Source organism: Nocardioides sp. GXQ0305, assembly GCF_050880345.1.
Classification (GTDB): Bacteria; Actinomycetota; Actinomycetes; order Propionibacteriales; family Nocardioidaceae; genus Nocardioides.
The window spans coordinates 122,159-146,815 of record NZ_JBNYXG010000007.1; the positions used below are offsets into that span (position 1 = coordinate 122,159).

Here is a 24,657-nt window from a genome sequence, read left to right on the forward strand (position 1 = left end):
ATTGCACATCGCACGGTGCCCGCGTCAACCCTCCGCGGATGCCCGAGCCCGGTCGGGAGCCCCCGGAGCGCTGCCGACCGGGGCGGCCGACCATCCGTCCGTCACGACGGCAGCAGCTCCGGGGCCGGTTCCTCGGGCGCGGGCTGCGCGCCACCGGGCCCGCGACCCGGGGTCCGGCGCAGCCGGCGCGGCAGCCACCAGGCGGCGCGTCCGAGCAGCGCCATCACCGACGGCACCAGCACCAGCCGGACCAGGGTCGCGTCGATCGCGATCGCGGTCGCCAGCCCGAGCCCGAACATCTTCGTGAACGGGTCGCTGCCGCCGGCGACGAACCCGAGGAACACCGCCACCATGATCAGGGCCGCGCTGGTGATCACGCGGGCCGTGCTGGCGATGCCGTGCACCACCGAGCGGACCGGCTCGCCCGTCTCGTCGTACCGCTCCCGGATCCGGGACAGCAGGAACACCTCGTAGTCCATCGAGAGCCCGAACAGGATCGCGAACATGAACATCGGGATGAACGAGACGACCGGGACCGTGGACTCCAGCCCGATCAGGTCGGCGCCCCAGCCCCACTGGAAGACCATCACCATCACGCCGTACGCCGCGCCGATCCCGAGCAGGTTGAAGAGAGCCGCCTTCAGCGGCACGACGACCGACCGGAACACCAGGCTCAGCAGCGCGCACGACAGCACGATCACGGCGGCGACGAACCACGGGAGCCGGTCGCCGATCTGGTCGCCGAGGTCGGCGAAGGCCGCGGTCTGTCCGCCGATGTGCGCGGTGGCGGGGCTGTCGTCGAGCGCCGTGGGCAGCACGTCCTCGCGGAGCCGGTGCAGGGTGTCGACGGTGGCCTCCGCCTGCGGCCCGGTGGTCGGGATGGCGACCATCGAGGCGATGCCGCTGGCCTCGTCCAGCTCCGGCGGGGCGACGCGGGCGATGCCGACGTCGTCGGCGACGGCGTCCTGCAGCGGCCCGAGCGCGCCGGGGTCGCCCGCGGTGTCGACCGCGATCACGAGCGGACCGTTCACGCCGGGCCCGAAGCCCTCGGCGATCAGGTCGTAGGCGCGTCGCTCGGTCCGGTCGGTCGGGAAGCTGCCGTCGTCGGGGTTGCCCATGCGCAGGTCGAGCACCGGCGCGGCCAGCGCGAGCAGCAGCACGGTCCCGCCGAGCGCGTAGGGCCACGGGTGGCGCGAGACGTGCTCACCCCAGCGCCACCAGCGCCGCGACTCCCTCGCCGACCGCCGCGAACGCCGGTTGATCCGGAGCCCGGCCAGGCCCAGCAGCGCCGGGACCAGGGTCAGCGACGCAGTCATCATCACGAGCACAATGAGCGACACCGCGATCGCGCCCGCGGTCACGAACGGCACCCCGGCGACGATCAGGCCGAGGATCGAGACGACGACGGTGCCGCCGGCGAGCGCCACCGCCCGCCCGGCCGTCGCCATCGCGCGGCCCGCCGCCACGACCACGCCGTTCCCCTCGGCGAGGTGCTCCCGGTGGCGCGTCACCAGGAACAGCGCGTAGTCGATGCCGACGCCCAGGCCGACCATGCTGCCGATCACCGGCGCCCAGGTCGGGACGTCGATGACGTGGGCGACCAGGGACAGGGCGGTCGCGCCCACCCCGAGGCCGACCAGCGCACTGACGATCGGCAGGCCCATCGCGACCAGCGAGCCGAACGCGAGCGCCAGGATCACCACGGCGGCCGCGATCCCGATCAGCTCGCCACCTCCGCTGCCGGACTCCTCGAAGGCGAAGAACAGCGGGCCGCCCGTCTCGAGCTGCAGCGAGGACCCGGCCCGCGCCTCGGCGACCGTCTCCTTGAACCGGTCGAGGTCGGCCGGCGAGAGCTGCTCCAGGGCGGGGTACTGCACGTCGAGCACGGCGATCCGCTCGTCCGGCGAGATCCGTTCGCCGACGTGCCGGACGTTCGGCAGCGCCTCGAGCTCGGCCTTCAGGTCGGCCATCTCCGCGCGGGCCGGCCCGGCGGCGATCGAGGCGTCGGCGTCGTACGGCGACAGGGCGACGTGGGCGGGAACGCCGCCCTCGTCCGCGCCGGACGACGCGAGCAGGTCAGCGGCCCGCTGCGAGTCGAGCCCGGGTGCGCCGAACGAGTCCTCGTAGTCGGCCCCGAACCCGAGGGAGGCACCGGCGACGACCAGGGCCGTCACGAGCCAGCCGCCGATCACGGTCCACGGGTGGCGCGCGGCGAACCGGCCCCATCGGGTCAGGATGTCTGTGGTCATGGCGTCAGCGTCGTGGAGCCGGCGCGACGGCCACATCGGTCCGCGGGCCGGACCCCGGTCGTCCCTCCGGCCGGGTCGGGGTCGCACCTTCGGCCGATCCGGTGGGAGCGCCGACTGTCTACGCTGAACCGGTGATCCGTGACGCCGGCCGGACGTGGTGGGAGGAGCAGCGCGCGCCCGGGGCTCCGGCCCGGGTGTGGTGGGACTGGCTGCTCACCGGGGGGCTCGCGGTCACGGCGGTGCTCGAGGCCCTCCTGCGGGCGGACGTGCCGTGGCGCGGGGCGTCCCTGGCCCTCGCGCTCGGCCACGCGGTCCTGCTGCTGTGGCGCCGGACCCACCCGCTCCTGGTCGTGCTCCTCGCCTTCGGCTCGTCCACCGTGCTCACCCTCGTCGCGGCCGCGGCGGGAGCGGGCCCGATCGGCCTCTACAGCTCGGCGATGGTGCTCCTGCTCCCGTACGCGCTGTTCCGCTGGGGCGCCGGTCGCGAGATGGTGATCGGCCTGGCGGTGATGCTGGTCGCGGCCGTCACCGGGATCGCCGCCGACTGGACCGGGCCGGGCGAGGCCGTGGGCGGCATGGTGGTGCTGCTGTTCCCGGCCGCCCTCGGCGCCATGGTCCGCTACCGCGACCACGCCTTCCGGAGGGAGATCGAGCAGGTGACGCTGCGGGAGCGTGGCCAGCTCGCCCGGGAGCTGCACGACGTCGTCGCCCACCACGTGTCGGCGATCGCCGTCCGTGCCCAGGCCGGACAGCTGCTGGCCGCCACCGAGCCGGACGCCGCGGTGGAGGCGCTGCGCGTCGTCGAGAGCGAGGCCTCGCGGGCGCTCGCCGAGATGCGTGCCATGGTCGGCGTGCTGCGAGAGGGGCTGCCGGCGGAGCTCGCCCCCCAGAGCGGGCTGGCCGACATCCGGCGGCTCGGGAGGGAGGAGCCCGCGCCCCGGGTCACCGTCGAGGTCGGCCCCCACCTGGACGACCTGACCCAGCCCGTCGCCTCGGCCCTGTTCCGGATCGCCCAGGAGTCGGTCACCAACGCGGTCCGGCACGCGCGCGACGCGAGCCGGGTCGACGTCGACGTACGCAGGGAGGCGAGCGGTGTGCGGATCCGGGTGCGGGACGACGGAGCCGGCGCGCCCGAGGGCTGGGGCACGTCCGGCTACGGGCTGGTCGGCATGAACGAGCGGGCCACCCTGCTCGGTGGCGTGCTCCGCGCGGGCCCGCAGCCGGACGGAGGATGGCTGGTGGAGGCCACCCTTCCCGCGGACGGACGACCCCGGTGACGATCCGGGTGCTGGTGGCCGACGACCAGGAGATCGTCCGCACCGGGCTGCGGATGATCCTGGACGCCCAGCCCGGCATCGAGGTCGTCGGCGAGGCGGCCGACGGGCGGGCCGCCGTACGACGGGCGGGCGAGCTGGGTCCCGACGTGTGCCTCCTCGACATCCGGATGCCGGACCTGGACGGCATCGAGGCGACCCGGCAGATCACGGCGTTGCCGGACCCGCCGGCCGTCGTGGTGATCACGACGTTCGACCTCGACGAGTACGTCCACGGCGCCCTCCGGGCGGGAGCGCGCGGCTTCCTCCTCAAGGACGCCGGCCCCGAGCTGCTGACGCAGGCGGTGCACGCCGCCGCCGAGGGCGACGCCCTGATCGCGCCGAAGGTCACCGCCCGGCTGCTCGCGGCCTTCTCCCGGCCGGACCCCGCCGCGGCCGCGCAGCCGCTCGACCCGCTTACCGACCGCGAGGAGGAGGTCCTGCTGCAGGTCGCCCGGGGCCGCACCAACGCCGAGATCGCGGAGGAGATGCACATCAGCCTCAGCACCGTGAAGTCCCACCTGACCAGCCTGCTGGCCAAGCTGGGGGCCCGGAACCGGGTGGAGGTCGCGATGTGGGCCCACGAGACCGGCCGCGTGACCGGCGAGTGACGCGTCGGGGGAGAATCCCCGTCCATGGGTGCCCACGCCAAGCACGCAGCGGCGGAGTCGACCTCGATGCGTCGGACGGCGCTCGCGGTCATCGTGCCGATCGCCGTGCTCACGCTCGTCGGCATGGTCTGGCTGTGGCCCTCCCAGGGCGTGCCGGCTCCCGGGTCCTCGGGATCGGCCCCCCAGGTGGACGGCGAGGTGCTCGCCCTCCAGCGTGAGACGTGCGAGGAGGAGCTGCCCGACGAGGTCAACGGCTGCGGCACCGCCCGGGTGCGGGTGACCTCCGGGGCCGACGAGGGCGCCGAGGCCGTCGTCCCGCTGCCCAACGGCCCCGGCGCGCCCCTGATCGCCGCGGGGGACGAGGTGGTGCTCATCGAGAGCAGCTCGCCGGACGGCACGACGTACTCGGTCGTCGACCACCAGCGCGCCACCGAGCTCTGGGTCCTCCTGGGAGCGTTCGCCCTCGCGCTGGTGGCCTTCGGGCGGTGGCGGGGCGTCTCGGCGCTCGCCGGCCTCGCGGTCACCTTCGCGATCCTGCTGTTCTTCGTGGTGCCGGCGATCCTGGCCGGTGAGCCGCCGCTGCTGGTGGCCATCGTGGGGGCGGCCGCCATCACCCTCACGGTGCTGTACCTCACCCACGGGTTCGCGTCCTCGACCACCATCGCCGTGCTCGGCACGCTGCTCAGCCTCGCCCTCACGGGAGTGCTGTCCGCGGTCGCGGTGTCGGCGCTCCACCTGACCGGGATCACCGACGACATCTCCACGTCGGTGAACGTGTCCTACACCGTCAACATGCAGGGACTGCTGCTGGCGGGCATCGTGATCGGGTCACTGGGCGTGCTCGACGACGTCACGGTCACCCAGGCCGCCACCGTCACCGAGCTCGGCCGCGCCAACCCCGGCTACGGCGTGGTCGAGCTCTACCGGGCCGCGACCCGGGTCGGGCGCTCCCACATCGCGTCGGTGGTCAACACCATCATCCTGGCGTACGCCGGCTCGTCGTTGCCGCTGCTGATCCTGATCGTCGCGAACGAGGACTCGCTCGGGATGGTCCTCACCGACCAGATCATCGCGCAGGAGATCGTCCGCAGCGTGGTCGCCACCCTGGGCCTGGTCGCGGCCGTCCCGATCACCACCGGGCTGGCGGCGGTCACCGTGCGCCGGGCGGGACGGCCCGCGGACCGGTAGCCCGGCTCAGGAGTCGAAGACCTCGACGTCGGCGCGGCCCGTGGGTCACGACGTACGTCGCGTCGGGCCAGGTGCCGCAGACCTCGCCGACGGCGGCCAGGGCCAGGTGCTTGCTCCGGGCCGGTGACCTCCACCGTGGCGGCGGTGGGCTCGCAGCTGCCGGTCACCATCCCGGCCAGCCGGGCGGCGCCGGCGTCGTCGGCGACGAAGGAGCTGGTGGGCTCCTCCGGTGTGGTGATGCGGTCCCGGAACGGTGTCCGACGGGACTCGGAGCCGCCTTGCGATCCGCTTGAGGCACCGGATCTGGGGGATTCACACGGTCGGTGATCGCCGTATCCTCGTCGCAGCGGCAAGGGGGGTGAGGTGGAGGGGGAGTCGACGCTGCGCCTGCGGGTCCTCGGCGGGCTCGAGGCCACCCGCGAGGGGGTGGCCCTCGACCTCGGCGGGCGTCGCCAGCGCGCGGTCCTGGCCGCCCTGGTCGTGATGCGGGACCAGGTCGTCACCACCGAGCGGCTCGCCGGGTGGGTCTGGGGCGACCGTGCCCCGGCCAACAGCGCCGGAGCGGTCCAGGCGTACGTCAGCCACCTGCGCCGCCGCCTGCAGCCGGAGGCCGGGGCCCGTCGCCGCGACGGCGTGATCGCCAGCAGCGGGGGCGGCTACCTGCTCCGGCTCGGACCCGAGACCGTGGACGCGTGGTGCTTCGAGGCGGCCGTCGACGGCGCGCGGGGAATGGCCCCGGCCGAGGCGGTCGAGACCCTCGACGACGCCCTGCGGTTGTGGCGCGGACCGCCGTACGCCGAGTACGCAGGGGAGTCCTGGGTCGAGGCCGAGACGATCCGGCTCACCGAGCTGCGCGACGTCGCCCGGGAACGGCTCCTCGAGGCGCGGCTCCAGCTGGGAGACGCGGCGCTGCTTGTGGGCGAGCTCGAGGCGCTGGTCACCGACGACCCGCTCCGCGAGGAGCGGTGGCGGCTGCTGGTCCTGGCCCTCTACCGCGCCCAGCGGCAGGCGGACGCGTTGTCGGCGCTCCGCCGGGCGCGCACCACCCTGGCCGACGAGCTCGGGGTCGACCCGGGGCCGGCCCTGCGCTCGCTCGAGGCCGAGGTGCTCGCGCAGTCGCCCTCGCTCGACGCCCCACCAGCCCCGGTGGCGGCGGCGCCCGTCGCCGCCTCCGGTTCGGCGGCCCCGCCCACCGACCTCGTGGACCGCGACCGGGAGACCGCGGTGCTCGGTCGCGCGGTCGCCGACCTGGCTGCAGGGACCTCGGGCTGCCTGCTCGTCGAGGGCCCCGCCGGCATCGGCAAGACCCGGCTGCTGCTCGAGGCCGTGCGGCTCGCCACCGCGGCCGGCTCCCGGGTGCTCTCGGCGCGGGGCAGCCAGCTGGAGCGTTCCTTCGGCTTCGGGGCGGTACGCCAGCTCTTCGAGCCGTGCACCCACGACCCGGTACGACGCGAGAAGCTGCTCGGCGGCGCCGCCGCCGGAGCCCGGACGGTGTTCGAGGAGGTCGCCGACGGTCCGGTGCACGACGGCAGCTTCGCCGTCCTGCACGGCCTCTACTGGTTGACGGTCAACCTCGCCGACGACGGGCCGCTGGTGATCTGCGTCGACGACGTCCAGTGGTGCGACAGCGCCTCGCTCCGGTTCCTGGCCTACCTGGTCCGGCGGCTCGAGGGCGTCCCCGTCCTGCTGGTGCTCACCCTGCGCACCGGCGAGTCGCACCCCGACGACGCGCTGCTGGCCGAGATCGCGCTGGACCCGTCGGTCACCGTGCTGCGTCCCGCCCCGCTCTCGCCCGGCGCCGCCGGGCTGCTGGTCCGGGAGCGCCTCGGCGAGGGCGTCGAGGCCTTCGTCGAGGCCTGTCACCGGATGACGGCGGGCAACCCGCTGCTGCTGCGCCAGCTGCTCCGCGCCCTGGAGGACGCGGGGATCCGGCCCGACGTGACCCACGTCGACACCGTGCGCGCGGTGGGGTCGCGGGCCGTGTCGGCGCTCGTGACGATGCGGCTGCGCCGGATGCCGATCGCGGTCACGGCAGTGGCGCGGGCGGTCGCCGTCCTCGGCGACGCCGCGGGCCTCCACACGGTCGCCACGCTCGCGCAGCTCCCCGAGGAGCAGGTGGCCGCCGGACTGGACTCGCTCAGCCGGAGCGAGATCCTGACCGACGCGCAGCCCCCGGGCTTCGTCCACCCGCTCGTCCGGGAGGCGGTGTACGACGACCTGCCGGCCGCCGAGTGCGCGCTGCACCACGAGCGGGCGGCCGGCATCCTCCACCGACAGGGTGCACCTCCCGAGCAGGTGGCCGCCCACCTGCTGCTCGCACCCCGGCGGGGGAGCGCCGAGACCGTGAACCTGCTGCGGGCGGCCGGCCGCGCGGCGACGTCCCGTGGCGCCTCGGACTCCGCGGTGCTGCTGCTCCGCAGGGCGCTGGAGGAGCCGGTCGGCAACGACGACCGTGCGGGCCTGCTCGTCGAGCTCGGCATGGTGGAGACCCTGGTCGACGGCCCGGCCGGAGCAGCCCACCTGGTCGAGGCCCTCGACCTGGTCGACGACCCGCACGAACGGGCCCTGCTCGCGATGGTCGTCGCCCGCGTGCAGGTGTTCGTGTCGCCGCCCGGGGTGGCGACCGCGTTCGCGGGGGAGGCCGCCGCCGCCCTGCCCGACGGGCTGGACGACGACCGGCAGGGCCTGGTGGCGCTGCACCGGATCACGGGCTTCATGCACGGCCTCCCGACCCCGCTCTACCGGTCGGGGCCCACACCCGTGGTGAGCGGGGAGGGCGACGGCGCGCGGATGCTCGCGGCCACGCTCTGCTACGAGCTGCTCCGCGACGGTGAGGACCGGGCCCGGGCCGTCGAGCTGGCCCGGTTCTCGCTCGAGCGCGACCGGCTGCTGGAGATCGACAACGGACTGCTCTGGATCGTGTCGGCCAACGTGCTGCTGCTCGCCGACGAGGACCTCGGCGACTTCTGGGACCGGGCCCTGGCCCGGGCCCACGCGACCGGGGGGCTCTTCGCCGCCCTCGCGGTGAACCTGTGGCGAGGGTTCACCCAGTGGCGCCACGGGCTGATCGACGACGCCCTGCAGTCACTGGCCGATGCCACCGAGCAGCAGCGGATGTGGGGCATCTCGCCGGTGTCCGCGACGTACGGCGCGGCGTTCACGCTCGGCGCCCTCGTGGACACCGGCGACCTCGAGGCGGCCGCCCTCAGCCTCGAGCAGGCGCGCGAGCTGCCGTGGATCGGCGAGGGGGGCCGACTGCTCCGCGAGGGTGCGGCCCGGCTGCTCCTCGAGGAGGATCGGCCGGCGGCCGCCCTGGAGCAGCTCACCGCCCCCGTCGACTATCCGGAGGTCGTCAACCCCGCGTGGGCGCCGTGGCGCGGCCTGAAGGCCCGGGCGCTCGCCGGGCTGGGCCGGCTCGACGAGGCGCTCGCCCTCGCCGACGAGGAGGTCGCGCTGCTCCGCCGCTGGGGCGCGCCGTCGTCGCTGGGCCCCACGCTCCGGTTGCGGGGCGAGCTGCGCGGCGCCGACGGGCTGGACGACCTGCGCGAGGCGGTCACGGTGCTGACCGGCACCCGGGCCCTCGTCGAGACCGCGCGCGCCCGGGTGTCCCTCGGCCGGTCGGCCGGGCTCGACGACGCCGAGGCCGGGGCGCTGCTCCGGTCGGCCCTGGAGACCGCCCGCGGCTCCGGGGCCCGCGGCGTGGCGGACGACGCGGTGTCCGCCCTGGCGTCGCGCGGCCTGCCGCACGCCGACCCCGGCGACCTACCGGCGCGGCTCACCAGCAGGCAGCGCCGCGTCAGCGAGCTGGCGGCGTCCGGGCTCGACGTCAACGAGGTGGCGCAGCGGCTCTTCCTCACCCCGGGGACGGTGCGTGCGGTGCTGGAGTCCATCCGGGACGGCGACCGGTGACCCGTGGCGCCGGGCGGCTCAAGTCGTCCTCAAGTCGTCCCTGCGATGCTCGTGCACCCCGATCGTGAGGAATGCGATGGTCCCCGACCCGGCCTCCCTGGCCACCCCCGGAGCCGAGGTCCTGCGCGGGCTCTGCGGCGGCGCCGTGCACCTGGCCGGCGACGCCGCCTACGACGAGGTCCGGCTCCCGTGGAACCTGCAGGCCGACTCGCGGCCGGCAGCCGTGGCCTATCCCGCGTTCCCGTCCGAGGTCGCCGACGTGGTCCGGGCCGCGGCGTCGGTGGGCCTCCGGGTCGCCCCGCAGGGCACCGGCCACGGGGCGCCGCCGCTCGCCGGACGGCTCGACGACGCCGTGCTGCTCCGCACGTCCGCCATGACCGAGCTGCAGGTCGACGCGGACCGGCGTACCGCCCGGGTGGGCGCCGGCGTGCGCTGGGGCGACGTCATCGACCGGGCCGCCTCCCACGGGCTCGCCGCACTCCACACCACGAGCCCGGGCGTGGGGGTCGCCGGGTCCTCGCTCGGCGGCGGCCTGAGCTGGTACGCCCGCCACGCGGGGCTCCAGTGCAGCATGCTCACCGCGGTCGAGCTGGTGCTGGCCGACGGCACCTTCGTCCGCGCCACCGACTCCGACGACAGCGAGCTGCTCTGGGCCGCCCGCGGCGGGAGCGGCGGGTTCGGCGTCGTGACGGCGCTCGAGTTCGACCTGCTGCCGGTCCCGCAGGCGTTCGCGGGGATGCTCGCCTGGGACTGGACGCACGCCCACCAGGTGTTGTGCGCCTGGGGCGAGTGGGCCGGCGAGGCCCCGGAGTCCGTCACCAGCATCGCCAGGCTCCTGCAGGCACCCGACGACCCCTGGCTCCCGGCCGACGTCCGCGGGCGGAGCCTCGTCGTCATCGACGCCGTCTCGGTCGGCGACCCCGCCCGGTCCGAGGAGGTCCTCGCGCCCCTGCGGGCGCTGCGACCCGAGCTCGACACCTTCGACGTCGTCCCCGCCTCCGCCGTCGCCCGCCTCCACATCGACCCGGAGGCGCCGACCGCGGTCTACGCCAGCAGCGTCCTCCTCGACGACCTGCCGGACCGGGCCGTCGAGGCACTGCTGGCCGCCGCCGGCCCCGGCTCGGGGTCCGAGCTGTTGTTCGTCGAGCTGCGCCAGCTCGGCGGCGCCCTCTCCCGGCCGGCCCCCCGTAGGGGGGCCCTGGACCGGATGGACGGCGCCTTCCTGGCCCTCGGTGTCGGCGTCGACACCGGCGCCGGGTGGGGAGCGGTCCGCGAGGACGCCCACCGGGTGCTGGGCGTGCTGGACCCGTGGGCCACCGGCTCGGCGTACCTGCTCATGGACGACGAGCCGGCCGACGAGTCGGCCGGCTGGCCGACCGCGTCGTGGGAGCGCCTCACCAGCCTGCGCGCGACCGCCGACCCGGGCGGGCTGTTCGTCCCGCCCCACGCCGCGCGCGAGCGCTGACCGCCCGGCTCAAGTCGGATCCAAGGTCCTCTCAAGGACCCCGGCCCACCGTGGTGCCCTCAGCAACCACGAGACCCGGAGGAACCCATGACCCTCGTCGAGACCCGCACCGAGCTGATCTCGCCGTCCCAGGCACCCCACGCGGAGCTGGACGCCCTCACGACCGGCACGGTCGTCGTCCCCGGAGACCCCGGGTACGACGCGATCGTCTCGCCCTGGAACGTCGCGATCCCCGTGCGTCCCGCCGTCGCCGTCGCCGCGGAGACCGCCCAGGACGTCGTCGAGGCGGTCCGCTACGCCGCCCGCCACGGGATGCACGTCACCCCGCAGGCCACCGGCCACGGCCCGATGGCCGAGCTCACGACCGAGCTGCTCGTCACCACCGCCGGCCTCGACGAGTGCGTCGTCCACCCCGAGGGCTGGGCGCGGGTCGGCGCCGGCGTCAAGTGGCTCCGCGTCGTCGAGGCGGCGGCGCCCCACGGCCTCGCCCCGCTCTCGGGGTCGATCACCGACGTCGGCATCGTCGGCTACACCACCGGCGGCGGCCTGGGTCCGATGGCGCGCACCTACGGCATGGCCATCGACCGGGTGCGGGCGATCGAGGTCGTCACCGGTGACGGAGAGCTGCGCCGGGTGACGCCGACCGAGCACCCCGAGCTGTTCTTCGGGCTGCGCGGGGCCAAGGGGATGCTCGGCATCGTCACCGCGATCGAGTTCGACCTCGTGCACCAGCCCACGTTCTACGGCGGCTCCCTGTGGTTCGACGGCGAGGACGCCGCGACCGTCATCGAGCGGTGGCTGCACTGGTCCGAGGACCTGCCCGAGCTCGCGACGACGTCCGTCGCGCTGTTCCAGCTCCCGCCGATGCCCGGGGTCCCGACCCAGCTCGCCGAGAAGCTGACGCTGTCGGTGCGGTACGTCTGGACCGGCGACGCCGCCGAGGGTGAGCGCAGGTTCGCGGAGATCCGCGGAGCGGCGCCGGTGCTGCTCGACGACGTGGCGCTCAAGCCCTACACCGCCATCGACTCGGTGCACACCGACCCGCTGGACCCGGTGCCGGCCCACGAGGCGGCCGCGGTGCTCACGGACTTCCCGGCGGAGGCGGCCGAGGCGCTGCTGGCGCTCACCGGTCCGGGCTCGGCGTCGCCGCAGGTGCTGGTCGAGATCCGGCAGATGGGTGGCGCGATCGCCCGCGAGGGCGAGCACGAGAGCGCGTTCTGCTCGCGCGACGCGGCGTACTCGCTGCTCACCGTCGGCATCGCCGGCACCCCGGGGGTCGAGGAGCACGCGTCGGCGATCCTGGACGCCGTCGAGCCGTGGACCGGCGGTCACCGGCTGCCGAACTTCACCTTCACGCCCGGCGAGTACGTCGACGCCTACGACGAGCCGACGCTGGCGCGGCTGCGGCAGGCGATCCGCACCTACGACCCGCACGGCGTGATGGCGATCGGCCGGGTGCTCGCCACCTGATCACCGCAACGACCCGACGGGGGCCCGCGTAGCCCGGACTGCGCGGGCCCTCGCACGTCACCGGCCGGTCAGCACCACCAGCTGCTGGGTGGCGCGGGTCATGGCGACGTACCGGTCGACGGCGCCCTCGATGCCCTCACCGAAGCGCTGCGGGTCGACGAGGACCACCAGGTCGAACTCGAGCCCCTTCGTGAGCTCGGGGGCCAGCGACCGGACCCGGCCGCGTGCCCGGAACGTCGGGGAGCCGACGACGCAGGCGGTCCCGTCCGGGTGCGTCGCGAGCCAGTCGTCGACGACCCTGTCCAGGTCGCTGACGGAGCCGTGGACCACCGGCAGCCCGCCGGTGCGGATCGAGGTCGGGACGTTGGCGTCGGGGATGGCGGCCCGGATGACCGGCTCCGCCTCCGCCATCACCTCCTCCGGCGTCCGGTAGTTCAGGGTGAGCGAGGCCTGGGTGACGTGGCGCAGCCCGACCCGCTCGAGGTGCTCCTCCCACGCGTCGGTGAACCCGTGCCGCGCCTGGGCGCGGTCGCCGACGACGGTGAAGCTGCGCGACGGGCAGCGCCGGAGCAGCATCTGCCACTCGGCGTCGGTCAGCTCCTGGGCCTCGTCGACGACGACGTGGGCGAACGGGCCGGCCAGCACGTCGGGGCCGGGGGCGGGGACTCCGCCGCCGTCGGCCAGCGCGCCCTGGAGGTCGTGGACCCGGAGCATCGACATCACCTGCATGTCGGAGTCGTCGGTGGCGACCAGGTGGTCGATGACGTGCGACATCTCCTCGGCCTCCGCCGCCAGCGCCGCGCGCTTCCGCCGGGCGTGACGGGAGGCGTCGGGATCCCCGAGCCGCTGCCGCGCCGCGTCGAGGAGCGGGAGGTCCGCCAGGGTCCAGGCGTGCGGCTCCTCGCGCTGCAGGGTGCGCACCTCCTCGGGGCTCAGCCACGGGGCGCAGCGGCGCAGGTACGCCGGCACCGACCACAGGTCGCCGACCAGGTCGAGCGGGTCGACCACGGTCCAGGCCCGGTCGAAGGCCTCCACCAGGTCCGCGTTCGCGGCCAGGGCACGCCTGACGTCGTCCTCGGACACGTCCTCGTCGACCTCGTGCTTGTCGACCAGGATCGCCAGCAGCTCGTCCCAGACCGGCTCGCGACCGTCGTTGTGCGGCGTGCCGGGCTCCAGCGAGCCGAACGCCTCGGCCCAGTCGGCGGGGTCGAGCCGGACGTCGCCCCACGGCGTCTCCACGTCCATGCCCTCGGTCGGCGGCTCCTCGTAGAGGCTCACCGCGGGCTCGATCGCCCCCACCATCCGCGCCGTCGACTTCAGCCTCGTCACCTCCGGGTCGGGCTCGTCCGGGAGAGCGGCGCCGTGGGGGACGAGGTCCCGCAGGGTGCAGGTCCGGACGCCCTCCTCGCCCAGGCTCGGCAGCACGTCGGCGACGTAGGCGAGGTAGGGCTGGTGCGGCCCCACGAACAGCACGCCGCCGCGGCCCTCGCCGAGGCGCGGGTCGGAGTAGAGGAGGTAGGCGGCCCGGTGCAGCGCGACGACGGTCTTGCCGGTGCCCGGGCCGCCGTCGACGACCAGGGTGCCGCGCGACCCCGCGCGGACGATGGCGTCCTGGTCGGCCTGGAGGGTGGCGAGCACGTCCCGCATCCGGGGGGAGCGGGCACTCCCCAGGCTCGCGATGAACGCCGACTGGTCGTCGAGCGCGGCCCGGCCGGCGACGTCGCCCGAGAAGACCTCGTCCCAGTAGTCGCTGATCCGGCCGTTGGTCCACCGGTAGCGCCGCCGGCTGGTGAGGCCCATCGGGTTGCCGTGGGTCGCCCCGAAGAACGGTTCCGCCGCGGGGGAGCGCCAGTCGACCAGCAGCCGGCGACCGGTGCGGTCGGTGAGCCCGAGCCGCCCGACGTACGTCGGGGCCCGTCCGTCCGCGTGGACCATGTGGCCGAGGCAGAGGTCGAGACCGAACCGCCGCAGCGTCCGCAGCCGCGCGCTGAGCCGATGCACCTCGAGGTCGCGGTCCATCGCCTCCTGGCCGGTGCCGCCCGGCGCGCGGCGCGCGACGTCGAGCCGCTCGGTGAGGTCGGCCGCGGTCTGCTCGAGGGACTCCGCGATCGCGGCGAAGTGCTCCTCGTCGCCGGTGACGAGGGCCGGGTCTGCCTTGGCGGCGAGGTGGTCGGGGAGGTCGAACGCGCTGGACGTGCGGAGTGCCACGGGCACCTGCCTTCTCGGGGAGCGAGGGGGTCGGGCGGCGATTCTGAGCCACCACCGGGGCCTTGCCGCAAGCCCCCTGCTGCGCTATACGTTGGTAGTGGCGAGGGGTTCCCCTCGCCGTCGTGTCCCGGAGGGCACGGACCCCCGAAAACGGGTGACGCCAACCTCGGCCGAACCCGCCACACTGGTCTCGACCAGCAACGGAGGGGGAGCCGATGCAGTCCACGTCCCACGAACTGTCCAGCCAGGCGTCACCGTGGCGCGCCGTCGTCGGCGGCGTGGTCGCGGTCATCCTCCTGGTGTCGCTCTTCGGCGGGCTCGCCGCGGCGGCCACCCTGGGCGTGCTGCGCGCGTTCAGCCTGCTGATGCCCTGACCGGCTCTGCGGGGAGGCTCCCCGGTCAGTCCTCCTCGGGGGGCCAGGTCTTGGCGACCAGGGTCAGCACGTCGTACGTCGCCGCCGGCTCGTCGTCCTGGTTGAGGACGACGGCGTCCCAGCGCACCTCGCCGTAGTCGGCGGAGGAGCGCGGGGTGATCTGCTTGACCGTCAGCAGCACCCGGATCGTGTCCCCGGCCTTGACGGGGGTGAGGAACCGCAGGTGGTCGACGCCGAAGTTGGCCAGCACCGGGCCGGGGTCCGGGTCGACGAACAGCCCGGCGGCCAGCGAGACCACGAGGTAGCCGTGGGCGACGATGCCGCCGAAGAGCGGGTTGCGCGCGGCCGCGTCGGGGTCGGTGTGGGCGTAGAAGGTGTCGCCGGTGAACTCCGCGAAGTGGTCGATGTCCTCGAGGGACACGGTCCGCTCCGGGGTCTGGATGGTGTCGCCGACGGCGAGCTGGGCGAGGCTGCTGCGGAAGGCGTGGGTCGACCCGACCGCGCGTCGCGAGCCGGTCGTCCAGCGTCCGGTGATCGCGGTCATCATGTCCGGTGAGGCCTGCAGCGAGGTGCGCTGCATGTGGTGGACCACGGCCCGGACGCCGCCCAGCTCCTCGCCGCCGCCGGCCCGCCCGGGGCCGCCGTGCACCAGCATCGGCAGCGGTGAGCCGTGTCCGGTCGACTCCTTCGCGTCGTCGCGGTCGAGAACGAGGATCCGGCCGTGCCAGGGTGCGACACCGAGCACGACCGTGCGGACGACCTCGGGGTCGTGGGTGACCAGCGAGCCGACCAGGGACCCCTTGCCGCGCGCGGCGAGCTCGACCGCCTCGCCGACCGACTCGTAGCCGAGCACGGTCGACACGGGGCCGAAGGCCTCGACGTCGTGGGGCTCCACGGCACCCCGGGTGGCGCGCAGGAGGACGGGGGACATGAAGGCGCCGCGCTCGGCGTCGGCGTCGAACACCTCGACCCGGTCGGGATCGCCGAAGACCAGGTCGGCCGAGGACCGCAGCGCCTGGACCGCCTTCCGGACCTCCTCGCGCTGCTCGAGGCTCACCAGCGCACCCATCCGGACCTCCTCGCTGGCCGGGTTGCCGACGGTGACCTTCGCGAGCCGCTCCGCGATCGCCTCGGTCACCGGCCCGACCATGGCGGTCGGGACGAGGGCGCGCCGGATGGCGGTGCACTTCTGGCCCGCCTTGACGGTCATCTCGGCGACCACGCCCTTGACGAACAGGTCGAGCTCCGGGTCGTCGGCGGTGACGTCGGGACCCAGGATCGAGCAGTTGAGCGAGTCGGCCTCGACGCCCAGGGACACGCCGCCGTGCAGCACGTTGGTGTGGTTGCGCAGCAACCCGGCGGTGTGCGCGGAGCCGGTGAACGCGACGGAGTCCTGGACGGTGAGCTCGTCGAGCAGTCCGCGGGGGCTGCCGCAGAGCAGCTGCAGCGTGCCCTCGGGGAGGATGCCGGACTCCACGACGCGACGTACGACGAGCTCGGTGAGGAACGCCGTCTGGCCGGCCGGCTTGACGATCGACGGGAGACCGGCGAGGAACGCCGGCGCCAGCTTCTCGAGCATCCCCCACACGGGGAAGTTGAACGCGTTGATCTGTACTGCGACCCCCGGACGTGAGGTCCAGACGTGCTGGCCGACGAAGGTGCCGGCCCGACCGAGCTGCTCGAGCGCCCCGTCGAGCACGACGGTGTCGTTGGGCAGCTCGCGCTTGCCCTTGCTGGCGAACGAGAACACGGTGCCGATGCCGCCGTCGATGTCGACGAGGGAGTCCCGGTGGGTGGCGCCGGTGCGGGTCGAGAGGGCGTACATCTCGTCCTTGAGCCCGGTCAGGTGGGTGGCCAGCTCCTTGAGCAGCGTGGCCCGCTCGTGGAAGGTCAGCGCCCGGAGCGCCGGCCCTCCCACCTCGCGCGCGTGGGTGACCATGGCCGCCAGGTCGAGCCCGGTGCTGGAGAGCCGCGCGACCACCTCGCCCGTCGCGGCGTCGAGCAGGGGCGTGCCCTCGTCGTCGGCACGGAACCAGCGTCCAGCGGCGTAGCTCTCGAGCAGGTCGGTCACGGGGTCCTCCTGGGCGGTGGGTGCGGTCGACGCGAGATGTTACGGGACTTGGCGTGGGTGGCGTCAGCGTGTAACACTCTAGGTGAGCACCGAGACGAGCGTAGACCGCCCGCCCGACCCACTGGAGGAGACGTGACGACGTCCCCGACGACACCCGCCACCCACGCACCCGACGACGAGCGGCTGCAGGCCGGGTTCGACGCGACGATCGGCCGCAACGACCGGATCGAGCCGCGCGACTGGATGCCCGACGGCTACCGGAAGACGCTGGTGCGCCAGATCGCCCAGCACGCCCACTCCGAGATCATCGGCATGCAGCCCGAGGGCAACTGGATCACCCGGGCGCCGTCGTTGCGTCGCAAGGCGATCCTGCTGGCCAAGGTGCAGGACGAGGCCGGCCACGGGCTCTACCTCTACTCCGCGTGCGAGACCCTGGGGGTCTCCCGCGGCGAGCTCACCGAGATGCTCGTCGAGGGCCGCCAGAAGTACTCCTCGATCTTCAACTACCCGACCCTGTCGTACGCCGACGTCGGCACCATCGGCTGGCTGGTCGACGGCGCCGCCATCTGCAACCAGGTGCCGCTGTGCCGGACCTCGTTCGGCCCCTACGGGCGGGCGATGATCCGGATCTGCAAGGAGGAGTCCTTCCACCAGCGCCAGGGGTATGAGCTGCTGTCCACGATGATGCGCGGGACCGACGAGCAGCGGGCGATGGTCCAGGAGTCGGTCGACCGGTTCTGGTGGCCCTCGCTCATGATGTTCGGTCCACCCGACGCCGACTCGCCCAACACGGCCCAGTCGATGGCCTGGGGGATCAAGCGCAACACCAACGACGAGCTCCGGCAGCGGTTCGTCGACATGACGGTGCCGCAGGCCGAGGCGCTCGGGGTCACCCTGCCCGACCCGGACCTCCGCTGGAACGAGGAGCGGGGCCACCACGACTTCGGTGAGCCCGACTGGTCGGAGTTCCTGCAGGTGGTCAAGGGCAACGGCCCGTGCAACGCCCAGCGGATGGCCCACCGCAGGGCCGCCCACGAGGACGGCGCCTGGGTGCGTGAGGCGGCAAGCGCGTTCGCGCGTGCGACGCAGGAGCGCGGGCGAGACCGCGCGCAGGTTGAGCGAGCGTCGGGGCCGAGCGTGCGAGGCACCGAACCGCGGGTCGAAACCCAGTGAGCGAGGAAGCAGCCGTGACCACCCCACCCCGCGCCGAGTGGCCGCTCTACGAGGTGTTCGTCCGCGGCAAGCGCGGCCTCAACCACGTGCACGTGGGGTCGCTGCACGCGGCCGACGACGAGATGGCGGTGCGCCACGCCCGCGACGTCTACACCCGCCGCAACGAGGGCGTCTCGATCTGGGTGGTCCGGGCCGACGCGATCACGGCCTCCAGTCCCGACGAGAAGGACCCGTTGTTCGCGCCCAGCGGCGACAAGGTCTACCGCCACCCGACCTTCTACGCCATCCCCGACGACGTCCCCCACATGTGACGCAGGCCGATGATGAGCATGGACAGCCCTTCCCACTCGGCCCCCGACCCGTCGGCGGTCGGTGACCACGAGTCGGTCTACGACGGCCTGCTCGGGGGCGACGCCTCCCACTGGGCCTTCGGCACCGCCTTCGAGGACCCGCTCGCCGGCGTCGACACGACCGTTCCCGAGGGGGTCGACGGCGGCGACCTCGCGGCGTACTGCCTGATGCTCGGTGACGACGCCCTCGTGATGTCCCACCGGCTCTCGGAGTGGTGCAGCCGCGCCCCCGACCTCGAGGACGACATCGCGCTCGCCAACGTCGCCCTCGACCTGCTCGGCCAGGCGCGACTGCTGCTGGCGAGGGCGGCGGCGGCCGACCCGGGCGCCGTCCCCGTGCTGCCCGAGGGCTCGCCGGTCCCCGCCGAGGACGCGCTCGCGTTCTTCCGCGAGGCGCAGGAGCTGCGCAACGTCCGCCTGACCGAGGTGCCCCACGGCGACTTCGCCCACGTCGTGTGCCGGCTGCTGCTGTTCACGACGGCCCGGCTCGAGGTGTTCCTCCTGCTCGCGGGGAGCCGCGACCCGGTGTTGGCCGCGGTCGCCGCCAAGGGCGTCAAGGAGCTGACCTACCACCGCGACTACGCCGGCCGCTGGTTCGTGACCCTCGCCCGGGGCACCGAGGAGTCGCGTCGTCGGCTGCTCGCCGCGCTCGAGGAGCTGTGGCCGTTGCACTCCGAGCTGGTCGCCACCCACCCGGTCGAGGCCCGGATGGCCGCGGCCGGGGTCGGGGTCGACCCCGCGGCTACCGCCGCGGCGGTCGACGGGGTGCTCGACCAGGTGTTCGCGACGAGCGACGTGGAACGGCCCGCCGACCGGTCCCTCGCCGGCGTCGACGGGCGCACCGGCCGCGACGGGCTGCACACCGAGGCACTCAGCCGGGTGCTGGCCGAGATGCAGGTCGTCGCGCGCGCCCACCCGCAGGGGCGCTGGTGATCGCCCAGGCGGTGAGGGCCGCCGACGAGGTCCGCGCCCGCGAGGTCGCGGCAACCGTCACCGACCCCGAGATGCCGATGCTGACGCTGGAGGACCTGGGGGTGCTGCGCGACGTGAGCCTCACCGACGGCGCGGTCGTCGTGGCGATCACGCCGACCTACTCCGGGTGCCCGGCGATGGCCACGATGCGCGACGACCTGGTCCGCCGGCTGGGCGACGCGGGCTTCGCCGACGTACGGGTCCGGGTCGAGCTGCAGCCCGCGTGGTCGAGCGACTGGATCACCGAGCGTGGCCGGGCGGCCCTGGCCGCCCACGGGATCTCACCGCCGGGAGCGGCGCCACCACCCGACGGGCCGATCCCGCTCACCCTGCTGCCGACCCGCCGCGCGATCGGCTGCCCGCGATGCGGCTCGTCCGAGGTCGAGCTGACCTCGGAGTTCGGCCCGACCGCGTGCAAGGCGCTCTACCGCTGCACCGACTGCCGGGAGCCCTTCGAGCACGTCAAGGAGATCTGAGCGTGGCCGCCCCCGCCTTCCACACCCTGACCGTCGCCGACGTCGAGCGGCTCACCGACGACGCGGTCGCAGTCACCTTCGACGTGCCGGACGAGCTCGCCGACGCCTACGCCTTCGCCGCCGGTCAGAACCTCGCCCTCCGCCGGTACGTCGACGGGCAGGAGCAGCGGCGCCAGTACTCCATCTGCGCGCCGGTCGGCGCCCGGCCGCGGATCGGCGTCCGCGCGATCCCCGAGGGCGTGTTCTCCCGGTGGCTCGTCGAGGAGGTCGGGCCCGGCAGCGAGCTCGAGGTGCAGACGCCGGGCGGCTCCTTCTGCACCGACCCGGCGCTGCTGGAGGGCGGGCGGCACCTCTGCATCGCCGCCGGCTCCGGCATCACCCCGATGCTGTCCGTGGCCGGCACGGCGCTCGCGTCCTCCGAGGCGGAGGTCACGCTCCTCTACGGCAACCGCACCAGCGGGTCGGTGATGTTCGCCGAGGACCTCGGCGACCTCAAGAACCGCTACGGCCCGCGCCTCCAGACGGTGCACGTGCTCAGTCGCGAGCCGCGCGACGTCGAGCTGTTCTCGGGCCGTCTCGACGCCGACCGGATCCGCCGGTTGCTGCAGGTGCTGGTCCCGCTCGACACCATCGACCACGTCTGGCTCTGCGGCCCGTTCGCGATGATCCAGGACGCCCGGGAGGTGCTGGCCGAGCTCGGCTTCCCGGCCGACCGGGTGCACTTCGAGCTGTTCTACGTCGACGAGCCGCCGCCCGAGCTGCACCGCGCCGACCCGGTGGTGGAGGGCCGGACGTCCGAGGTGACGGTGGTGCTCGACGGGCTCTCCTCGACCGCGCCGATGCCGCGCGGCCAGACCATCCTGGACGGGGCGCAGGCGACCCGGTCGGACCTCCCGTTCGCCTGCAAGGGCGGCGTGTGCGGCACCTGCCGCGCGCTCGTGCGCGAGGGTGAGGTCGACATGCGTCGCAACTACGCGCTCGAGGCCGCCGAGGTGGACGCCGGCTTCGTGCTCACCTGCCAGACCCATCCGGTCAGCGACGAGGTCACGGTCGACTTCGACGCGTGAGCCGTCCGTCCCCGCCGCGTCCCGCTGTGCTCACGCCGGCGACCGTGCGAGGCCGTCGATCATCAGGCCGGCCACCGCCTGCGCCAGTGCCTCCAGCTCCGCGAGCGGCTGCCCGTCGATGCGTCGGTACCAGAGGTCGACGCCGTTGAGACTGCTCAGCAGGACGCGGGCGGCCAGCCGGGGATCGACCGCGCGCAGTGAACCGTCCGCGACGCCGGCATCGATCACGCGCCGGAACATGTCCTCGTAGTCCTGGCGCAGCTCGTTGAGCGCGATCAGGGCATCTCGCTGGCGGACCCTCAGGTCTGCGGAGTCCTGGGCCCGGACGCCCTGGTGGACCGTGTGGTGGTAGGCCAGGTCGGTCATCAGGTTGAGCAGGTGGGCGACCGACATCGCGGTGAGGCGCTCCCGTCCTGCTCCGCCGGTTCCGGCGTGGGGCTCGACCCGCCCACGCACCCGGCGCATGGCCTCGGCGTACACGGCGAGGAACAGGTCGAACTTCGACCGGAAGTGGTAGTAGACGAGCCCCTTGGTCGCACCGAGCTGGTCGGCGATGTCGTCGATCGTGGTCGCGTCGAAGCCGCGTCTCATGAACGCCTCCGCGGCCGCGTCCAGGATGCGCTGCTTGGCGGCGGCGCCCCGTGCGGCGCCCGGTGCAGGACCCTCGACCTGCGCGCTCACGGCGCCTCCCTCCTGACCCTGACCGGTCGGGTGCTCATGGTTCCACCTGCCGGATCCAGGTCGAGGAGCCGGTTGACAACGGTGGTCCGCGTCACATCATACTACGTAGTATCACCACACCGGCCCGCTCGGGCGTGCCGGAGGAGGAGTCGCCAGATGTCGTCGGTCATCGCCATCATGCTCGTCTACTTCGCCGTGATGCTCGCCATCGGCTTGTGGGCACGGTCCCGGGTCAGCAGCTCTCGCGACTTCCTCGTGGCCGGGCAGTCGTTGGGCTTCCTGGTGATGGCCATCGGCACCTTCTCCTCGATCCAGAGCGGCTTCGGCATGATCGGCCACACCGCCAACACCAACGCGTGGGGCGTCCAGGCGATGGTGGCGGCAGCACTGTTCGTGCCGTTGGCCTTCGCACTGTCGTGGTTCCTGCTCGGCTCCCGGCTCTACCGCCTCGCCCGGCGCTACGACGTGTACTCCGTCCCCGACGTCATCCACCTGCGCTATGCCGACCGGTCGGCACGCTTGTGGATGTCGGTCGCCATGTTCGTCGGGTCCGTCGCGTACATGACGGCGCAGGTGACTGCGACCGGCGTGATCATGGCGCTCATGCTCGGGGTCTCCGTGACGACCGGCGCGATCATCGGCTCCGTCGTCGTGGCCCTCTACACGATCATCGGCGGCATGCTCGCGGGTGCCTGGACCGACTTCATCCAGGGCCTGCTGATGATCGTGATCTCCCTCGGGACCTTCGTCGTGGCGACCAACACGCTCGGCGGCTGGAGCGGCGTGCTGGAGACGGTCGCCGAGGGCGACCCGACCTTCCTGCGGCTCGACGCGAGCCAGCCGCTCACCTACGTCTACGCGTTCGTGCTGATGGCGATCCTCGGTGCCGTCGCGCAGCCCCACCTGGTCTCGAAGTTCCTGATGCTGCGCTCGCCGTCGGAGCTCAAGTGGGGCGCGCTCGTCGCGGCGGTGGCGTACGCCGTGACCACCCTGTTCTCGCTCGGCGTCGGGCTGACCGTGCGTGGCCTGACCTTCGAGGGTCGTGCCCCGGAGTTCGACAACGTCGACAACACGACCACCTGGTTCCTGGACACGATGACCTCGCCGTTGTTCGCCGGCTTCGTGCTCTCGGGCCTGCTGGCCGCGATCATGTCCAGCGCGAACTCCTTCATCGCGGTGGGTGCCTCCGCGCTCATGCGCGACCTCACGGGCTCACTGGGCATCACCGTCCGTCGGGAGCTGCTGTGGGCGAGGATCGCGAGCGCCGTGGTGGTGGGTTGCTCGATGGTCTTCGCGCTCTACCTCTCGCAGGTCGTCTTCCTGCTCGGTGCGATCGGGTGGGCGGCATTCGCCGCGGCGATCTTCGGTCCCCTCGTGCTCGGGCTGTACTGGAGGCGCGCCACCGGACTCGCGGCCACGGTCGCGGTCGTCTTCGGGCTGGTCTCGAACCTGGGACTGACGGTGCTGGCCAACGAGGAGGTCATCACGGTCCCCACCTACCTGCAGACCGGAGGCCTCGTCACCTGTCTCGGTGTCCTCGTCTTCATCGCCGTCTCCCTGGCGCGCCCGTCGCCGACCTCGGCGCAGAAGTACGAGGAGCTGGCGGAGGCGTGAGAGTGCGGACCTGCGCGAGGTGCCCGGACCCGACGAGCCCGAGGGTGTGATCGAGATGGATCGGATGGACAAGCTGGTCGCGGTGGTTGCCGGTGCCAGCGCGGTGGCGGTGGTCGGGATGTTCTTCGACCGGTGGACCCTGGTCTACTACGCAGTTCCCGTGCTCACCACGGTGCTCCTGCTGATGGGCGCTCTCGACCGGCGCGACCAGTGGTCGCGACAGGGACTCGTGGGGGTGTCGGCGTTCGGCGCCCTGCTCGTCGTGCTCTTCGTGGCCTCGCACCTGACGCTGGACCGGGAGGGATCCTTCGGGGGGCTCCCCACCGCGACCGCCATCTTCGTGTACCTGATCTGGCCGGTGACGAGCGTGGTGGCGCCGCTGCTCTACGCGGTCGTGTACCAGACCTGGCTGCGCAGGGACCTCGAGGAGCCGACGTCCGTGGCCGTGGGCCTCACCGACGACTGACCGGGCGCGCGGCGTCGGCCATCACCAGGTCGGCGTTGATGTGGGCGCCGGCCATGGCGCCGGCGGCGGCCGAGGCGCCGACCTGGGCGGAGAGGTCGACGACGTTGCCCGCCGCCCAGACGCCGGGGACGTCGGTCCGTCCGGTGACGGGCTCCGCGGGCAGGTGCACCCCCATGCCGGAGGGGTGCTCGACCGGGTGCAGCCCGAGGTCGCCCAGGAACCCGGCCCGCGCCACCATCCGGGTCGCGACGGCGACGACCTCGCGCTCGACGAGGGTGCCGTCGGAGAGCCGCAACCCCGTCAGCCGGTCGTCGGCCACCTCGACGCCGGTCACCTCGCCGCTGACGACCCGGACCCCGCGGGCGGCCACCAACCCCGCCTGCTCGTCGTCGAGCGGGGGAGCGGCGTGGGTGACGAGCACGACGTCGTCGCTGAGCTGGCTGAACAGCAGGGCCTGGTGGACCGACGTCGGACCGGTGCCCAGGACGCCGATCGCGCGGTCCCGCACCTCCCAGCCGTGGCAGTAGGGGCAGTGCAGCACGTCCCGGCCCCACCGCTCGCTCAGGCCGGGGACGTCGGGCAGCTCGTCCGCCAGGCCCGTCGTCACCAGCAGCCGTCGGGCCCGGACGGTCCGTCCTCCCTCGATCGACACCACGAAGCCGTCGTCGAGCCGGGCGGCGCCGGTCGCCGCGCCGTCGACCAGGTGGCCGCCGTACCGGCGCACCTCGGCACGGCCGCGCTCGCGCAGCTCTGCGGGCGGGGTGCCGTCGTGGCCCAGCAGGCCGTGCACGGCGTCGGCGGTGGCGTTGCGGGGGTCGCCCGCGTCCACCACCAGCACCGACCGCCGGGAGCGCCCCAGCATCATCGCGCCGTTCAGCCCGGCCGGGCCGCCGCCGACCACCACCACGTCGTACTCGTCCAGGATCTGCTCGCTCATGCCTCCAGCGTGCGGGCACCCGGGGCGCAGGAGCAAACTCCCTTGCCGATCTGGCAAACTGGA

19 protein-coding genes are annotated in these 24,657 nt (G+C 73.9%); 14 read left to right on the forward strand and 5 right to left on the reverse strand.

Features of this window, described 5'->3' with window-relative positions; genetic code table 11:
- Positions 1-101 precede the first annotated feature (101 nt).
- Positions 102-2,249, reverse strand: coding sequence for an MMPL family transporter (locus ACQ1X7_RS17325; RefSeq protein ID WP_432479477.1), 2,148 nt, complete (start codon positions 2,247-2,249; stop codon positions 102-104).
- Between the two features lie 131 nt (positions 2,250-2,380).
- Here ACQ1X7_RS17325 and ACQ1X7_RS17330 point away from each other — a divergent pair, with 131 nt between their 5' ends.
- The 6 genes from ACQ1X7_RS17330 (at position 2,381) to ACQ1X7_RS17355 (ending at position 12,205) form a co-directional block, all read left to right on the forward strand.
- Complete coding sequence (locus ACQ1X7_RS17330) at positions 2,381-3,526, forward strand: sensor histidine kinase (protein WP_432479478.1); 1,146 nt, start codon at positions 2,381-2,383, stop codon at positions 3,524-3,526.
- On the forward strand, positions 3,523-4,173 hold the full coding sequence (locus ACQ1X7_RS17335; RefSeq protein ID WP_432479479.1) for a response regulator: 651 nt from the start codon (positions 3,523-3,525) through the stop codon (positions 4,171-4,173). Before ACQ1X7_RS17330 ends, ACQ1X7_RS17335 begins: the two co-directional genes overlap by 4 nt.
- 24 nt (positions 4,174-4,197) lie before the next feature.
- Entirely contained in the window at positions 4,198-5,361 is a 1,164-nt protein-coding gene (locus tag ACQ1X7_RS17340; protein ID WP_432479480.1) for a YibE/F family protein, read from the forward strand.
- A gap of 363 nt (positions 5,362-5,724) precedes the next feature.
- A complete protein-coding gene (locus ACQ1X7_RS17345; RefSeq protein ID WP_432479481.1) occupies positions 5,725-9,270 on the forward strand; it encodes a BTAD domain-containing putative transcriptional regulator in 3,546 nt (1,181 codons plus the stop codon).
- 76 nt (positions 9,271-9,346) lie between these two features.
- The gene (locus ACQ1X7_RS17350) at positions 9,347-10,735 is read left to right on the forward strand and encodes an FAD-binding oxidoreductase (protein ID WP_432479482.1); all 1,389 of its coding nucleotides are present in this window, start codon (positions 9,347-9,349) and stop codon (positions 10,733-10,735) included.
- Between the two features lie 87 nt (positions 10,736-10,822).
- Entirely contained in the window at positions 10,823-12,205 is a 1,383-nt protein-coding gene (locus ACQ1X7_RS17355) for an FAD-binding oxidoreductase (RefSeq protein ID WP_432479483.1), read from the forward strand.
- A 57-nt stretch (positions 12,206-12,262) separates the two neighbouring features.
- Here the strand turns inward: ACQ1X7_RS17355 and helR are convergent, their stop codons facing one another.
- On the reverse strand, positions 12,263-14,413 hold the full coding sequence (gene helR, locus ACQ1X7_RS17360) for an RNA polymerase recycling motor ATPase HelR (RefSeq protein WP_432479484.1): 2,151 nt from the start codon (positions 14,411-14,413) through the stop codon (positions 12,263-12,265).
- A gap of 215 nt (positions 14,414-14,628) precedes the next feature.
- Here helR and ACQ1X7_RS17365 point away from each other — a divergent pair, with 215 nt between their 5' ends.
- Positions 14,629-14,787: a hypothetical protein gene (locus ACQ1X7_RS17365; RefSeq protein ID WP_432479485.1), complete on the forward strand. Its 159-nt coding sequence runs from the start codon at positions 14,629-14,631 to the stop codon at positions 14,785-14,787.
- 25 nt (positions 14,788-14,812) lie between these two features.
- Here the strand turns inward: ACQ1X7_RS17365 and paaZ are convergent, their stop codons facing one another.
- Positions 14,813-16,858: a phenylacetic acid degradation bifunctional protein PaaZ gene (gene paaZ, locus ACQ1X7_RS17370; RefSeq protein ID WP_432479486.1), complete on the reverse strand. Its 2,046-nt coding sequence runs from the start codon at positions 16,856-16,858 to the stop codon at positions 14,813-14,815.
- A 132-nt stretch (positions 16,859-16,990) separates the two neighbouring features.
- Between paaZ and paaA the strand changes: the two genes are divergently transcribed.
- The 5 genes from paaA to paaE are packed head-to-tail and all read left to right on the forward strand — an operon-like array spanning position 16,991 to position 20,896.
- Positions 16,991-18,031, forward strand: a complete 1,041-nt coding sequence (paaA, locus tag ACQ1X7_RS17375) for a 1,2-phenylacetyl-CoA epoxidase subunit PaaA (protein ID WP_432479487.1) — start codon at positions 16,991-16,993, stop codon at positions 18,029-18,031.
- 14 nt (positions 18,032-18,045) lie between these two features.
- Positions 18,046-18,342 (forward strand): 1,2-phenylacetyl-CoA epoxidase subunit PaaB, encoded by a 297-nt coding sequence (paaB, locus tag ACQ1X7_RS17380; protein ID WP_432479488.1) that lies wholly within the window; start codon positions 18,046-18,048, stop codon positions 18,340-18,342.
- Positions 18,343-18,360: 18 nt separating this feature from the next.
- Positions 18,361-19,314 carry a 1,2-phenylacetyl-CoA epoxidase subunit PaaC gene (gene paaC, locus ACQ1X7_RS17385; RefSeq protein ID WP_432479489.1) on the forward strand — a complete coding sequence of 318 codons (954 nt, stop codon included), beginning with the start codon at positions 18,361-18,363 and terminating at the stop codon, positions 19,312-19,314.
- Positions 19,311-19,829: a 1,2-phenylacetyl-CoA epoxidase subunit PaaD gene (gene paaD, locus ACQ1X7_RS17390; protein WP_432479490.1), complete on the forward strand. Its 519-nt coding sequence runs from the start codon at positions 19,311-19,313 to the stop codon at positions 19,827-19,829. Before paaC ends, paaD begins: the two co-directional genes overlap by 4 nt.
- 2 nt (positions 19,830-19,831) lie before the next feature.
- Positions 19,832-20,896, forward strand: a complete 1,065-nt coding sequence (paaE, locus tag ACQ1X7_RS17395; protein WP_432479491.1) for a 1,2-phenylacetyl-CoA epoxidase subunit PaaE — start codon at positions 19,832-19,834, stop codon at positions 20,894-20,896.
- A 30-nt stretch (positions 20,897-20,926) separates the two neighbouring features.
- Here paaE and ACQ1X7_RS17400 read toward each other — a convergent pair whose 3' ends face one another.
- Positions 20,927-21,577, reverse strand: coding sequence for a TetR family transcriptional regulator (locus ACQ1X7_RS17400; protein WP_432479492.1), 651 nt, complete (start codon positions 21,575-21,577; stop codon positions 20,927-20,929).
- 156 nt (positions 21,578-21,733) lie between these two features.
- Between ACQ1X7_RS17400 and ACQ1X7_RS17405 the strand changes: the two genes are divergently transcribed.
- Positions 21,734-23,191 carry a sodium:solute symporter family protein gene (locus ACQ1X7_RS17405; RefSeq protein ID WP_432479493.1) on the forward strand — a complete coding sequence of 486 codons (1,458 nt, stop codon included), beginning with the start codon at positions 21,734-21,736 and terminating at the stop codon, positions 23,189-23,191.
- A gap of 55 nt (positions 23,192-23,246) precedes the next feature.
- Complete coding sequence (locus ACQ1X7_RS17410) at positions 23,247-23,657, forward strand: hypothetical protein (RefSeq protein WP_432479494.1); 411 nt, start codon at positions 23,247-23,249, stop codon at positions 23,655-23,657.
- Here ACQ1X7_RS17410 and ACQ1X7_RS17415 read toward each other — a convergent pair.
- Complete coding sequence (locus ACQ1X7_RS17415; RefSeq protein WP_432479495.1) at positions 23,644-24,594, reverse strand: NAD(P)/FAD-dependent oxidoreductase; 951 nt, start codon at positions 24,592-24,594, stop codon at positions 23,644-23,646. The two genes, ACQ1X7_RS17410 and ACQ1X7_RS17415, sit on opposite strands and share 14 nt — an antisense overlap.
- Between the last annotated feature and the right edge of the window lie 63 nt (positions 24,595-24,657).